Consider the following 12,638-nt stretch of genomic DNA (forward strand, 5'->3'; position numbering starts at 1 on the left):
CAAGCCTATACCAATATCAACCTGGACGGGAAAATAAGCCACGTTGTCTCCAGACGTAAGCGATGATTTCGGCGACCGCCTGGTAGTGCTCGGGCGGGATCTCGGCATCGACCTCGAGCCGCCACAGGGCGCGGGCCAGCGGCGGATTGGCCACCAGCGGCACGCCATGGGCCTGCGCCACCTCCCGGATGCGGGCGGCCATGGCGTCCACGCCCTTGGCCACCACCTTCGGCGCGCCGCCATCGCCGCCATAGGACAGGGCGACGGCGTAATGGGTGGGGTTGGTCACCACGACATCGGCGCGCGGCACGGCAGACATCATCCGCCGCCGGCCCTGCGCCTGGCGCATCTGCCTGCGGCGCGCCTTCATATGGGGGTCGCCCTCGGAGTCCTTCGCCTCCTCCCGCAGCTCCTGCTTGCTCATCCGCAGGCGGCTGAAGTGGCGGTAGCGCACCCACATCACATCGAGCCCGGCAATGCCCGCGAAGGCGACCAGCGCCGCCAGCATCAGATGCAGCGCCGCCGCGCCGGCGGTGGCCGGCAGGCCGCCCGGCGCCTGGTGCAGCGCCGCCTGGATCTCGTGCAGGTCGCCCAGCGCATACCACAGCGCCGCCCCCACCAGCGCGAGCTTCAGCAGGTTGCGCAGCAGCTCCATGGCGGATTCCGGGGAGACCAGCCGCTTCACCCCGGCCAGCGGGCTGATCTTGTCGAGCCGCGGCGCCATGTTCTTGGCCGTCACCAGCCCGCCGGTCTGCAGCAGGGTGGCCGCCACCGCGCCCAGGGCCGCCGCGGCCGCCACCGGCAGCACCGCCATCAGGCCGAGCCCGGACAGCCGCAGCACCGCATCCGTCATCTCCAGCGCATGGCCGCGCTCCAGCGTGGCGCGCATGGCGCGCAGCATCTCGATGCCGGTGACCGGCAGGGCCAGCATGGCCGCCAGCGTGCCGCCGGCCAGCGCCGCCCAGCCCACCGCCTCGCGCGACATGGCGACCTGGCCATCCTCCCGCGCCTTTTCGATCCGCCGCGGTGTGGCGGCCTCTGTCCGATCGGCGGCATCGCCCCCCTCGCCGCCTTCCGCCATGCCTCAGCGCAGCCCCGGCAGGGTGGCGAAGCTGCCGCGCGCGGCCTCGGCGAAGCTTGCGATCAGCGCCGGGGCCAGCAGGCCGAGCAGCGCCAGCCCGGCCAGGATCTGCCCGGGCACGGCGACGAAGAAGGTCTGCACCTGCGGCGCCAGCCGCGCCAGCAGGCCCAGCGCCACGTTCAGCACCACGGCGCCGATGACGAAGGGCGCCGCCAATCGCAGCGCCAGCGCCAGGGAATCCGCCCCGGCCTGGGACAGGGCCTCCACCGCCGCCCCGGCCGGGAAGGGATCGCCCGCCGGGATCACCGCATAGCTTTCGGCCAGCGCCCGCAGGGGCAGCGCATAAAGGCCCGTGGACAGCACCAGCACCACCGCCAGCAGCCCGAAGGCGCGGCCGAGCGCGGTGGCCTGCGCGCCCAGGTTCTGGTCCATCACCAGCAGCCCCGCCAGGCCGACCAGGGCCGAGATCGCCTGCCCCGCCATGGCGAAGGCGGTCATCGCCAGCCGCGCCAGGCCGCCGATCCAGAGCCCCACCACCACCTCGATCGCCAGCAGCCGCGCCGCCTCCGCCGCATCCTCCGGCGCCGGCGGCAGGCCGGGCGAGACGACCGGGAACAGCAGCGCCAGCAAGGCGAGGCCGAGGCCCAGCCGCAGCGGCGCCGGCACCTCCTGCTCCCCGAGGCCCGGCAGCAGCAGGGCCGCGGCGCCGAGGCGGGCGAAGACCAGCACCGCCTGGAAAGCCAGCGCAGGCAGCGCCTGCACCAAGGCGAGATCGGCCTCGGTCACGGCGCGCCGCCGATGGCGACCATCCGGTCGAAGAGCGTCGCCGTCCAGGCCACCATGACGGAGGTGGTGAAGGGGCCCAGCAGCAGCATCAGCGCGCCGCCGATGACGAGCTTCGGCAGGAAGGCCAGGGTGGCCTCCTGGATCTGCGTCAGCGCCTGCACCAGCGATACCACCAGGCCGATGGCCAGGATCGCGAGCAGCGGGGGACCCATCACCTGGGTCGAGACCCAGAGCGACTCCCGCAGCGCCTGGCCCATGGCCTGTTCCGACATCCGGCCCTCCTGGCCCGCATCCACGCCTCTTGGCGCTTCGATCCGTGTGGTCTCCGAGCGCCGCCGTCAGATCGGCATGCGCATCACTTCCTGATAGGCGGCCACCACCCGGTCGCGCAGCGAGACGGCCGTCTGCAAGGCCAGCTCGGCGCGGGAGATGGCCAGCACGGCATCCGAGACACTGCCCTGGCCCATCAGCGCCTGGGTGGCGCTGGCATCGGCCGTGCGCCCCAGCTGCACGCCCGTCTCCAGCGCGCGATGCAGCGCCGCGCCGAATTCGGCACCGCCCGAGGCGGCCGCGCCGGCCGTACCAGCGCCGGCCGAGGCATAGGCCGCCGCCGCCTGAACCGCGCCAATGGCCATCAGCGCAGCGCCTCGATCGCCCGCGTCAGCATGCCGCGCGTCGTCTCAAGGACCGAGAGATTGGCGCTGTAGCTGCGCTGCGCCTCGCGCATGTCCATCACCTCGACCACGCTGTCGACATTGGGCAGCTTGACGTAGCCATTCGCATCGGCGGCCGGATGCGCCGGGTCGAAGCGGGTCGGGAAGTCGCCCGGCTGGGTACCGATGCGGGAGACCTCGACGGCCTCCGTCCCCATCGCCCGGTCCAGCCGATTGGCGAAGGTGACGGTGCGGCGGCGATAGGGGTCGGCGCCCGCGGTCTCCCCGGTGCTGTCGCGGTTGGCGAGGTTCTCCGCCACCACGCGCAGCCGGGTGGATTGCGCCGCCATGCCGGCGGCCGAGATGCGCAGCGCCCGATCGAGATCCATCTCCTGCCCTCCTCCAGACGCCCGCCTCAGCCCTGGCGGCCGAGGGCGAGGCGGAACATGCCCATGAAGCTGCGATGCACGGCCATGGCGAGCGCATGGGCCGTATCGGTTTCCGCAATCCGCACCGCCTCGCGGTCCAGGGAGACGGCATTGCCATCCGGCACCGCCTCCGCCACCTGGCGATCCTCTGGCGCGCCGGCCTGGCCGCCGCCGCGCGGCGCCAGATGCGCGGGCGCGGTGCGCGCCATGGCGGGCGGCAGCGCGGCGGCAAGGTGCCGTGCGAAGGGCTGCAGGTCGTGGGGCCGGTAGTTCGGCGTATCGGCATTGGCGATGTTCTGCGCCAGCACCGCCTGCCGCCGGTCCAGCCAGTTCACCCGCCGCGCGGCGAGGTCGAGCGGCCCCGCGGCACGGGCCGGGTTGGCGCGGGACGACGCGGCAGGGGAAAGGGGGCTGGCTTGCATGCCGTCATCCTGGCCCGCATCGGTGAAGGAAGGGTTTCCGGCGCCCGGCACGCCGGACATTCCCCAATCGAATGCGCCGCCGTTGAGAAATCCTTCACCCGGACCTGCGCCAATAGCGCCATGCCGCAACCCGCCACCCATGCCGAGGCCGTGCATGCCGCCATCGAGAGCATGGGCGGCACCGTGCTGGTGGCGCGCGTCCTGGTCGAGGGCGGGCGACAGGTGGACCTGGAGGGGCTGGACCGCGACGCCACCGCGCTCTGCGCCGCCGTCCTCGCCCTGCGGCCGGAGGAAGGCCGCCTGCTGCGCCCCGCGCTGGAGGGGCTGCTGCGGCAGGTGAACGAATTGGCGGCGCAGGTGGCCCGCGGCTGATCCGCAGGACCGCCAGCCGGACGCCCTGCCAAAAGGCGGGCGCGAGAGGACAGGATGACCGAGACCGCCAGCCTCATCACCGCCACCCTCACCGCCGCCGCCGCCCTGGTCGCGGTGCTGGCCGCCCTGCTGCTCGCCGGCCGCGCGGCGCGCGCGGCCGGGATCGGCGCCCGCATCGGCCGCCGCCTGGCGGTGGAGGAGACCCTGGCGCTGGATGGCCGCCGGCGCCTGGTGCTGCTGCGCTGCGATGGCCGGTCCCTGCTGCTGCTGACCGGCGGGGCGCAGGAGGTGGTGCTGGGCTGGCTGCCGCCCGAGGCGCCCGGCCCCGAGGCGACGGGACGGGAGGCGCCGCGATGATGCGCTGGCTGCTTCCCCTGCTGCTGCTGCTGGCGCCCGGCGCCGCGCTGGCCCAAAGCCTCAGCCTCGACCTCGGCGCCGGCGGCTCCGGCACCACGGGGCGGATGATCCAGCTGACGGCGCTGATCGGGCTGCTCTCCCTCGCGCCGTCCCTGATCGTGATGACAACGGCCTTCGCCCGCATCGTCATCGTGCTCGCCCTGCTACGCAGCGCCATCGGCGCGCCCTCCATCCCGCCCAATCCGGTGCTGATCGGCCTGGCGCTGTTCCTCACCCTTTTTGTCATGGAGCCGGTGCTGCTGCAGTCCTGGCAGCAGGGGCTGCAGCCCATGTCGGCCGGCACGATCGGGGAGCTGGAGGGGCTGCAGGCCGCCGCCGAGCCCTTCCGCAGGTTCATGGCGGCGCAGGTGCGGGACGCCGACCTCGCGCTGTTCCTCGACCTGGCCAATCTGCCGATGACCGGCGCCAACGAGGCGCCCTGGCGCGCGCTGACGCCGGCCTTCATGGTCAGCGAGCTGCGCCGCGCCTTCGAGATCGGCTTCCTGATCTTCCTGCCCTTCCTGGTGATCGACCTGGTGGCCGCCAGCCTGCTGATGTCGCTGGGCATGATGATGCTGCCGCCCACCGTGGTGGCGCTGCCCTTCAAGCTGGCCTTCTTCGTGCTGGTGGATGGCTGGCGGCTGATCGCGGGCAGCCTGGTGCAGGGGTTCGCACCCGGATGACCGGGCCGCCTGAAACAAGCGAAACCGAATAAACGTTGCGCCGCCGCCATCCCGCCCCGCAGCCTGCCGCGACGGGTGCGGGAGGCGTCGATGCTGCGCTGGATCATCGCGGTGCTGCTGCTGGCGCTGGCCGCCCTGCCGGCCGCGGCCCAGGCGCCGTCACGCGCCATCCAGTGCAGTGCGCCGGTGCCGGGCGACCAGCCCTGGCGCGTCGGCTCCGGCTTCATGGTGATGGAGGACCTGGCGCGGCACCTGAACACCAGCGCGCCGGCCCTGCCGCTGGGGCCGGTGCGGCAGACCTCGAAGGCCGTGCCGACGCTGGAGATCACGGTGGCGCGGCCGGACTGGCTGACCCCCGCCGAATGGCGCAACGCCTTCTTCGAGGCGGTGGTCTATGCCGATGGCATCTCCCCGGTCGCATTGCGGGAGGGCGACCTGCAGCGCGGCACCGTGCTGCCGCCCACGCCGCGCGATGCGGAGACCACGCTCTCCGTGCTCTTCCCGACCATCGCCCACGGCTGGCTGCCCTCCTCCTGGCACGTGGTGCTGCTGCTCTGCCTGGACCCGATCCAGGAGGGTGCGAACCAGCTGCGCGCCCAGGGGCGGGAACTGCGCGCCTATGCGCGCCAGCCGCTCTTCGTCTCCACGCTGCGCCTGTCCACCGCGGCCGGCCTGCTGACCGTGCTGGCCGCCTATCTGGTGCTGGCCTTCGCCGCCGCGCGGATCCATGCACGGCAATATGCGCATGGCCGCGTGCTGCTGGGCGAAGGCGCGCCCTCCGCCCTCGCCTATGCGCTGCGGCCGACCGTCATCGCCCAGGACAGTTTCGGATATTGCAGCCTGTCGCGATTCCAGGTGCTGCTCTTCACTCTCGTCCTCGCCGGGGTCTATGCCTATGTGATGGGGCGCACGGGCGAATTGCCGGAGCTGTCGCAATCCGTCCTCACGCTGCTGGGCGTGACGCTGACGGGCTCCACCCTCGCCCGCCTCACCGAAGGTTCGGTGATGCAGACGCCGAACCGGCTCTGGCTGCTCGGCACCGGCGTGCTGGACCCGACGCCGCGCCTGCCGCGCTGGACGGACCTGGTGGAATCGGATGGGGAGATCGACGTCACGCGGGTGCAGGCGCTGCTGTTCAGCCTCTTCGCCGCGGTGGCCCTGGTGGTCAGCGGCACCGGCGACCTGGAGAACTTCACCCTGCCGGACCAGCTGGTGACGCTGATCGGCATCAGCCAGGCGGTCTATGTCGCCGGCCGCGCTTTGCCACGGGATTCGGCCAAGCGGCTGAACGAGGAGATCGCCAGCATCCGCAGCGCCGAATCCCGGGTGCTGGCCGACCCCGCCGATGCCATCGCGCGCAAGGATTTCGAGACCGCGCGCAACGCGATCGCCTCCTCGCTGCGCGACGTCTTCAGCGAGCGTTTCTGTGAGTCGCGCCTGCGCGGCCTGCAGCCCGGCGACAGGGTGCCGCCGCCCGTGGAGGCGTAACCGGAACCGCTCCCCCCTTCTCAGGGGGGAGGTTGGGTGGGGGGCCGTCACCCCCGCGGCAGGTGCATCGCGATATAGGGCGGCAGGTTGAAGGCGCCGACATGGATCTCGGGAGTCCAGTAGCGCGTCGTCTCCAGCACGCCGGCCACCTCCGCGCGGCGGCGGATCTCCGCCACCTCCACCTTGCGGCAGGCGGCATCCTTCGCCGCCCAGCCCAGCGTCATGAAGCCGCCGACATAGGTCGGCACCGCCGCCACATAGGCAAACACATCCGGGAAGGATTTCGCGCGGCGCAGCGAGGTCTCGCGCAGCTCCTCCGCCTGCATGAAGGGCACGCCGCACTGGTTCACCACCAGGCCGCGCTCCGTCAGGATGCGGGCGCAGTTCGCGTAGAATTCGTCGGTGAACAGCACCTCGCCCACCCCGATCGGATCGGTGCTGTCGACGATGATGACGTCGTAGCTGCCGGCTTCCGCGGTGCGGACATGGTCGATGCCGTCGCCCACGATCACCGTCGCGCGCGGGTCGGTCCAGGCATCGCCGCCGATGGCGGGCAGGTGTTCCTTGGCCAGGCGGATCACCTCGCCGTCGATCTCCACCATCACGGCCTTCTCCACCGTGCGGTGCTGCAGCACGCGGCGGAGCACGCCGCCATCGCCGGCGCCGATGATCAGCACGCGCCTGGCCGCGCCATGCGCCAGCAGCGGCACATGGGCTAGCATTTCCTGGTAGACGAACTCATCGGCCTCGGTGATCTGCACCACGCCGTCCAGCAGCATGACGCGGCCATGCAGGTGGCTTTCGAAGATCCGGATGTCCTGGAAGTCCGACTTCACATGCGCCAGCTCCCGCTTCACCAGGAAGCGCTGGCCCCATTCCGCGTAAAGCGTCTCGTTCACCCAGGTCTCGTCGCTCATCGTCACTCTCCGCACGCGCAAAAAAGGGCGGACCCTGCGGCCCGCCCCATGTCACCCACCGGCCTGCCGGCCGGCTTCAGCCGATCAAGCCGCGCTTATGCTCGGCAAGCTGCACGCGCTCCGCGAGAAAACCCTTCTTCAGCGCCGGCAGCGCCTTGTAGGGATCGCATTCGCCGCAGACGAAGATGTCGAGCGCGGCATAGTCGCGCTCCGGCCAGGTGTGGATCGACACATGGCTCTCCGCCAGCACCAGCACGCCGCTCACGCCACCATTCGGGGAGAAGTGGTGGAAATGGCCGTGCAGGATGGTGGCGCCGGTGGCCAGCGCGCCTTCGCGCAGCACCGCGTCGATATGGTCGGGGTCGTCGAGATTCGTCGCCCCCCACAGGTCGATGATCAGATGCGTTCCCGCATAGCGCACGCCGTTGCGATGGATGAAGTAATCCTTCGTCTCCACCGAGCGGTTCTCATCATTCTGGGCGTCGCTCGGGAGATCCGAGACCATCCCCAGTTGGACGAGAGCTTCCATGGTTTGGGCTCCTTCCAGCCAGCAGATGACCGGGATGATCGCTCGCCGCGGGAGTGCGGCTGGTCAAAGCAGATCGGGTCAAGGCGGCGGCATATGGGGCAAACCAGGGGGGGGTGCAAGCGAATTCGGGACCCGAGGCCGCAAAAAAAGTGGGTCCCCCCCCGGGGGGGACCGGCTTGTTCGCCGGTCCCCCCCGGGGGGCGGCACGTAAATCATCTTGTCGCGGGGGTTTCGCCCCGCAACCCGTCCAGTCTGGCGGGCAGCCCGCGCGCGACATCCAGTTCCTCGCGCAGTCGCGGCAGGTCGCCGAGGCCGGCAACACGTTCCGATGTGAACAGCGTGAAGGCCTCGGAGAGCGGTCCTTCGGACATCCGCGCCTGTTCCTCCGCCCGCAGCGCGGCCAGGGCCGATTCGTCGCCGGCCAGGGTCAGCAGCGCGGCGATGCGCGCCACGACGGGCTTCAGCGCCTCCGGCAGGGGCGCCGGCGGCGGCGGCACCAGGGTTTCCAGGTGCTGGCGCAGCGCCGCCGCGGCGCCGGCCCAGTCCTGCTTCTCCTCCAGCAGCACGGCGAGTTCCGCGGCGCCGGCCGGCCCGGCCTCCCGGTAGCTGGCCATTGCCGCCTGCGCCTGGCCGGCGCGCGACTGGGCGCGGGCCTGCAGCAGCAGGCGGTTGCGGGTCAGCTCGGCGGAAAGGCCGCGCCCCTCCGTCTCCCGCAGCGCGGCCAGCGCCGCCGCCGTATCCCCGGCGCCCAGCGCCAGGGTCGCCAGCCGGGCGCCGAGCCGGGCCTTCGCCTCCGCATCCGGGGCGCGGGCCACGGCGCGGCGCAGCACATGGCCGGCGCGGTCCAGCAGGTCCAGCGCCGCGAGCCGGTCGGCCAGCGAGCCCAGCGCCTGTTCCGTCGCCTCCCCCGCCGGCAGCATGTCGGCATGCGCGTCATAGAGCACCACCGCGGCCATCGGCGGCTCGCGGTCCAGCGCGCCCAGCAGCGCCTCCACCTGGCGCGCGCGCAGGCCGGCAGCCAGTTCGGGGAACATCGTCGCCGTCTCGCGCAGCAGGTCGAAGGCGCCGCGGGAATCGCCGGCCTGCTGGCGCAGCTCCGCCAGGCGGGACCGCGCCTCGGTCTCCAGCGCATCGCCGCGCCAGGCCGCCAGCGTCGCCTCCAGCGCCGCCGCGGCGCCGGCGGCATCCAGCAGGCCCTGCGCCAGCCGCAGCTCCGCCGCCCGCCGCATGGCCAGCGCCCTCGCGCGGCGGTCGCGGCCGCGGGCGATATGGTCATAGGCGGCCAGTGCCGGCTGCACCTCGCCCTCCGCCTCCAGCAGGCGGGCGCGGGCCAGCAGCAGGCTCGGCTCCTCCGCCTCGCGGCTCGCCAGCAGGCGGCTCGCCGCGGCCAGCTCGCCGCCGCCCAGCAGGGCCTCCGCCGCCAGCGGTGCCAGGCGGGCCAGCAGCGGCTCGGGGTAGGAGAGCAGCAGGGGCAGGCTGGCGGCGATGCCCTTGGCATTCTCGGGCCCGTCCTGGCCGCGCGCCGAGGCCAGCAGGCCGCGCCACAGGCGGATCTCATCCGTCTCCGTCAGCCGCGGATGATCGAGGCCCGCCGCATCCGGCAGCCGCCCGGCCAGCAGCGCGGCCATGCCGAGCAGGGCCCGGCTGCGCGGCGCCTCGGCCAGCACCGGATCCTCCTGCATCGCCAGGCTGATCATGGACTGCGCCTCCTGCGGCAGGCCGAGCGCCAGCAGCGCCTCCGCCGCCCGCAGCCGCGGCGCGCCCCGGCTGAGCGGGGCGGCGGCGGCGATGGCGGCCGTCGCATTGCGCAGCCTTTCCTGCAGCGCGGCCGGCGCTTCCGCCGGCAGGTCGAAGCTGCGGGTCATGGCCGCGGCGGCGGCGGCGGCGGCCGCACCCGGCACCTCGGGCCCCAGCGCCAGCTCCGCCCCGGCGGCGGCGCCGGCCAGGAAGCGACCGGGCAGGACGCGCAGCGTCACCGTATCCGCGCGCGGCAGCAGGGCGGCGCCGAGCCGGGTCGGCAGCAATTCGAAGACGGCGGCGCGGCGGCCGAGCGGCACCGCCTCCGCCCCCTCCCGCACCGTGCCGACCAGCAGGGCGGTGCCCGTTTCCGGATCGAGCACCGAGACGCTGCCGCTGGCCGCCGCGGCGCGCAGCACCAGGCGCGCCGGCGGGCCGGGCTCGATCTCGGGCAGCAGGGCGCGCAGCGGCGCCTCCTCGGCCGGGTGGTCGACCAGCCAGGCCGCACCCTCGCGCCGCAGTCGCGGCGTGCGCAGCCCGGCGGCGGGCAGGCGCAGCGTGGTGGCATCCGGGCCGGTGGTGGATTCGGCGGCGGCCAGCAGCGGATGGGCGCGCAGCGCGGTGAGGTCGAGCGGCAGGGGCGCATCCAGCACCACCATCCAGACGCCGCCGCGCCGGAACAGCGCGGCGCCGACCTCGGCCGCGGCGGGGATGGAGAGGGTGGGCCCCGGCATCAGCCGCACCGCCACCGGCCTTGGCCCCGTGGCCAGGGCTGGCATCGGCGCCATGGCGGGCGCCGGGGCTGCTGCGGTGGCGGTGGGCGGGGCGGGGCCGGGCGCGCCGGCGGCGGGCAGGCTCTCCTGCTGCACCGGGGCGCGCGGCGCGGCTTCGACGCGCACGGGCGCCTCGGGCGGCGGCGGCGTGGCCGGCTGGAAAGGCATGGCCTGGCCGCGCGGCGGCGCCGCGCCGCGCGCGGGGGCGGCAGCCGGCGCCGGCCTGGCGGCTGTGGGGGGTGCGGCGGCTGAGGGTGCGGCGGCGGGGGTTGCGGCAGGGGTGCGGGCCGCGAGGGCCGTGGGCGCGGCGGCGGCAGGGGCGGTCGCGGCGGGCGCAGCGGCAGGCGCACCAGGCGTGGCGGCCGGCGCGTTGCGCGGTGCATCGGCATCCAGCACATCGACCACCACCCGGGTGCCGATGCGGAAATGGCGCGTGCGGGTATTCGGGGCGAGCTGGATCTCGGCCCGCATCGGCTCCGTCGTCACGCCCAGCACATTGCGTGTCGGGCGACGCAGGCCGCTGAGGTCGAAGGCGGCGGGGGCGCCGAAGCTCAGCACCAGCCTTCCCTCGGTCTCCTCGACCCGATAGGCGACGCTGCTGGGCCAGTCGAAGACCAGGCGGCCGAAACCCGGATGGTCGCCGGCGCGCACGCCGACCCTGTCCTGGGCCCAAGCCGGGCCGGGGCCGGCAAGGCAGAGGCCAGCAGCCAGAAGGGCGACCGCACCGGAAAGGCGGCGCGGGTTGCGCAATGCGCCGCCCCCTTCCGGTGCCGGCCTTTCCAGTGCGGGTCTCAATCGAAGTCCGCCAGCAGCTTGTCGATATCGGCCTGGCTGACGCCGGCGCCGGGCAGCTGCGGGCCATTCGCCAGGCGGCGGCCCTCGGTTGCATCGGCATCGGCCGGCGCCGGGGGCGGGGCTTCGGCACCCGCCGGCGGCAGGCCGCTGGTGGCGGCGCCGAAGCGGGAAACCACCTGGTCCACCCGCGCCTCGATCGCCTTCAGCGCCGTCACCACCTTGCCGATGCGCTGGCCGGTGATGTCCTGGAAGCTGCAGGCCTCGTAGATGCGGGTCACCGCATTGCCCAGCGCCTCGGATTCCGCCCCGCCGATGCGGCCGGCGACGGCCTCCAGCGTCTCGCACACGTCCAGGATCTCGTTGGTCGCCTGGGCGGTGTGGCCGACGATGGCATCCAGCTCATCGGTGGCGGAGGGGATGTGGCTGAGGGTGATGTCGTCGACGCGAAGCGAGGCGATCTCCTGCTTCGCGCGCGCCACCGTGCGGCCGAGCCCTTCGAGCTCGGCCAGCAGCGAGGCCTCCACCACCGTCAGGTCGCCGGACATGCTGCCCAGCACGGCGCGCACCGCGGTCTCGATGCGCGCGCCCTCAGGTGAGGTGTCTGGCCCGCTGGGGGCGCTTCCGTCAGGCATTCGCCATCACCTTCTCGATCTTGCCCTTCAGCGTCTCGGCGTTGAAGGGCTTGACGATGTAGTTCGAGACGCCGGCGGCCTTGGCGGCGACCACGTTCTCGGTCTTGCTCTCGGCGGTGATCATGATGAAGGGTGTGTGCTTCAGCCGCGCATCGGCCCGCACTTCCTTCAGCAGGTCCAGGCCCGTCATCGGCGCCATGTTCCAGTCGCTGATGACCAGGCCGAAATTGCCGGCGCGCATCTTCGCCAGCGCCTCGCTGCCATCCGTCGCTTCCTCGACATTCTCGAATTCGAGCTGCTTGAGGAGGTTCCGGATGATCCGCAGCATGGTCTTGTAGTCGTCCACGATCAGGACTGACGTGTTCTTGTCCATCGGCCTTGCGCCCCTGTTGTCCAACCCACCGCCATCCTGGCGAAACGCACGACGCCATCCTGGCGCCCATCAGTTTGCCGACACGCGGGCCGCGCGCAGCCGCGCCAGCTCCGCCGTCAGCAGCCGCGCCCGTTCGGGGCGCATCGCCCCCATCACGGGCGCGGCCTTGGCTTCGCGCATCTGGTCCATGATGCGGACCAGAACGGGCATCTCCAGCTCGTCGAAGATCACCGCCGCATCGCGCGGCCGCATCCCTTCATAGAGCTTCACCAGGCCACGCAGCCCGGCCTCCTCTCGCGCCGCGCGCTCGCGCTCCAGCGCCTCCAGCCGGCGCTGGATGGCGACCAACTCCTCGACGCGCTGCGCCAGGCGGCGCTCGGCGGCGGCGACCATCGTCTCCCGCGCCACGGCCTGGGCCTCGCGCAGCTCGATGGCGGCGCGGCGGGCGCGCAGCTGTTCCAGCACGGCGCGTTCCGCCACCTCCTCCGCCGTCGGCGCGGGCGGTGTGGCGGGGGCTGCCGGCGCGGCCGGGGCGGCGGCGGGCGCGCGGGCGGGCGCGGCCGGCGGCGGATC

At 73.3% G+C, this 12,638-nt stretch carries 16 protein-coding genes; 4 read left to right on the forward strand and 12 right to left on the reverse strand.

The genetic code is table 11. The features are described 5' to 3' along the window. Nucleotides 1-16: 16 nt before the first annotated feature. From ACTIF1_RS05085 to ACTIF1_RS05110, 6 genes are all read right to left on the reverse strand, one after another. Nucleotides 17-1,081 (reverse strand): EscU/YscU/HrcU family type III secretion system export apparatus switch protein, encoded by a 1,065-nt coding sequence (locus ACTIF1_RS05085; RefSeq protein WP_439595297.1) that lies wholly within the window; start codon nt 1,079-1,081, stop codon nt 17-19. A 3-nt stretch (nt 1,082-1,084) separates the two neighbouring features. Beyond that, nucleotides 1,085-1,867 (reverse strand): flagellar biosynthetic protein FliR, encoded by a 783-nt coding sequence (locus tag ACTIF1_RS05090; protein ID WP_439595298.1) that lies wholly within the window; start codon nt 1,865-1,867, stop codon nt 1,085-1,087. After that, nucleotides 1,864-2,139, reverse strand: a complete 276-nt coding sequence (locus ACTIF1_RS05095) for a flagellar biosynthetic protein FliQ (protein WP_439595299.1) — start codon at nt 2,137-2,139, stop codon at nt 1,864-1,866. The genes ACTIF1_RS05090 and ACTIF1_RS05095 overlap by 4 nt, the downstream gene beginning before the upstream one ends. A gap of 66 nt (nt 2,140-2,205) precedes the next feature. Continuing rightward, the gene (locus tag ACTIF1_RS05100; RefSeq protein WP_439595300.1) at nt 2,206-2,502 is read right to left on the reverse strand and encodes a flagellar hook-basal body complex protein FliE; all 297 of its coding nucleotides are present in this window, start codon (nt 2,500-2,502) and stop codon (nt 2,206-2,208) included. Beyond that, nucleotides 2,502-2,909 carry a flagellar basal body rod protein FlgC gene (gene flgC, locus ACTIF1_RS05105; RefSeq protein WP_439595301.1) on the reverse strand — a complete coding sequence of 136 codons (408 nt, stop codon included), beginning with the start codon at nt 2,907-2,909 and terminating at the stop codon, nt 2,502-2,504. Before flgC ends, ACTIF1_RS05100 begins: the two co-directional genes overlap by 1 nt. Before the next feature lie 26 nt (nt 2,910-2,935). Then, entirely contained in the window at nt 2,936-3,370 is a 435-nt protein-coding gene (locus tag ACTIF1_RS05110; protein WP_439595302.1) for a flagellar basal body rod protein FlgB, read from the reverse strand. Nucleotides 3,371-3,490: 120 nt separating this feature from the next. Here ACTIF1_RS05110 and ACTIF1_RS05115 point away from each other — a divergent pair, with 120 nt between their 5' ends. From ACTIF1_RS05115 to ACTIF1_RS05130, 4 genes are all read left to right on the forward strand, one after another. Continuing rightward, complete coding sequence (locus ACTIF1_RS05115; RefSeq protein ID WP_439595303.1) at nt 3,491-3,742, forward strand: hypothetical protein; 252 nt, start codon at nt 3,491-3,493, stop codon at nt 3,740-3,742. 54 nt (nt 3,743-3,796) lie between these two features. Beyond that, nucleotides 3,797-4,099: a flagellar biosynthetic protein FliO gene (locus ACTIF1_RS05120; protein ID WP_439595304.1), complete on the forward strand. Its 303-nt coding sequence runs from the start codon at nt 3,797-3,799 to the stop codon at nt 4,097-4,099. Then, nucleotides 4,096-4,821 (forward strand): flagellar type III secretion system pore protein FliP, encoded by a 726-nt coding sequence (fliP, locus tag ACTIF1_RS05125; RefSeq protein WP_439595305.1) that lies wholly within the window; start codon nt 4,096-4,098, stop codon nt 4,819-4,821. Before ACTIF1_RS05120 ends, fliP begins: the two co-directional genes overlap by 4 nt. Nucleotides 4,822-4,911: 90 nt before the next feature. After that, nucleotides 4,912-6,309, forward strand: coding sequence for a hypothetical protein (locus tag ACTIF1_RS05130; RefSeq protein ID WP_439595306.1), 1,398 nt, complete (start codon nt 4,912-4,914; stop codon nt 6,307-6,309). A 47-nt stretch (nt 6,310-6,356) separates the two neighbouring features. Here ACTIF1_RS05130 and speE read toward each other — a convergent pair whose 3' ends face one another. The 6 genes from speE to ACTIF1_RS05160 form a co-directional block, all read right to left on the reverse strand. Further along, nucleotides 6,357-7,226, reverse strand: a complete 870-nt coding sequence (gene speE, locus ACTIF1_RS05135; protein WP_439595307.1) for a polyamine aminopropyltransferase — start codon at nt 7,224-7,226, stop codon at nt 6,357-6,359. A 76-nt stretch (nt 7,227-7,302) separates the two neighbouring features. After that, a complete protein-coding gene (speD, locus tag ACTIF1_RS05140) occupies nt 7,303-7,755 on the reverse strand; it encodes an adenosylmethionine decarboxylase (RefSeq protein WP_439595308.1) in 453 nt (150 codons plus the stop codon). A 212-nt stretch (nt 7,756-7,967) separates the two neighbouring features. Next, a complete protein-coding gene (locus ACTIF1_RS05145; RefSeq protein WP_439595309.1) occupies nt 7,968-10,916 on the reverse strand; it encodes a hypothetical protein in 2,949 nt (982 codons plus the stop codon). Nucleotides 10,917-11,056: 140 nt separating this feature from the next. Then, nucleotides 11,057-11,692, reverse strand: a complete 636-nt coding sequence (locus tag ACTIF1_RS05150; RefSeq protein ID WP_439595310.1) for a protein phosphatase CheZ — start codon at nt 11,690-11,692, stop codon at nt 11,057-11,059. Then, nucleotides 11,685-12,065 carry a chemotaxis response regulator CheY gene (locus ACTIF1_RS05155; protein WP_216835820.1) on the reverse strand — a complete coding sequence of 127 codons (381 nt, stop codon included), beginning with the start codon at nt 12,063-12,065 and terminating at the stop codon, nt 11,685-11,687. Before ACTIF1_RS05155 ends, ACTIF1_RS05150 begins: the two co-directional genes overlap by 8 nt. A gap of 69 nt (nt 12,066-12,134) precedes the next feature. Then, nucleotides 12,135-12,638 (reverse strand): MotE family protein (locus ACTIF1_RS05160; RefSeq protein ID WP_439595311.1); only part of this gene is annotated, 504 nt, incomplete at its 5' end.

Source organism: Falsiroseomonas sp. (assembly GCF_051860665.1).
Classification (GTDB): Bacteria; Pseudomonadota; Alphaproteobacteria; order Acetobacterales; family Acetobacteraceae; genus Falsiroseomonas.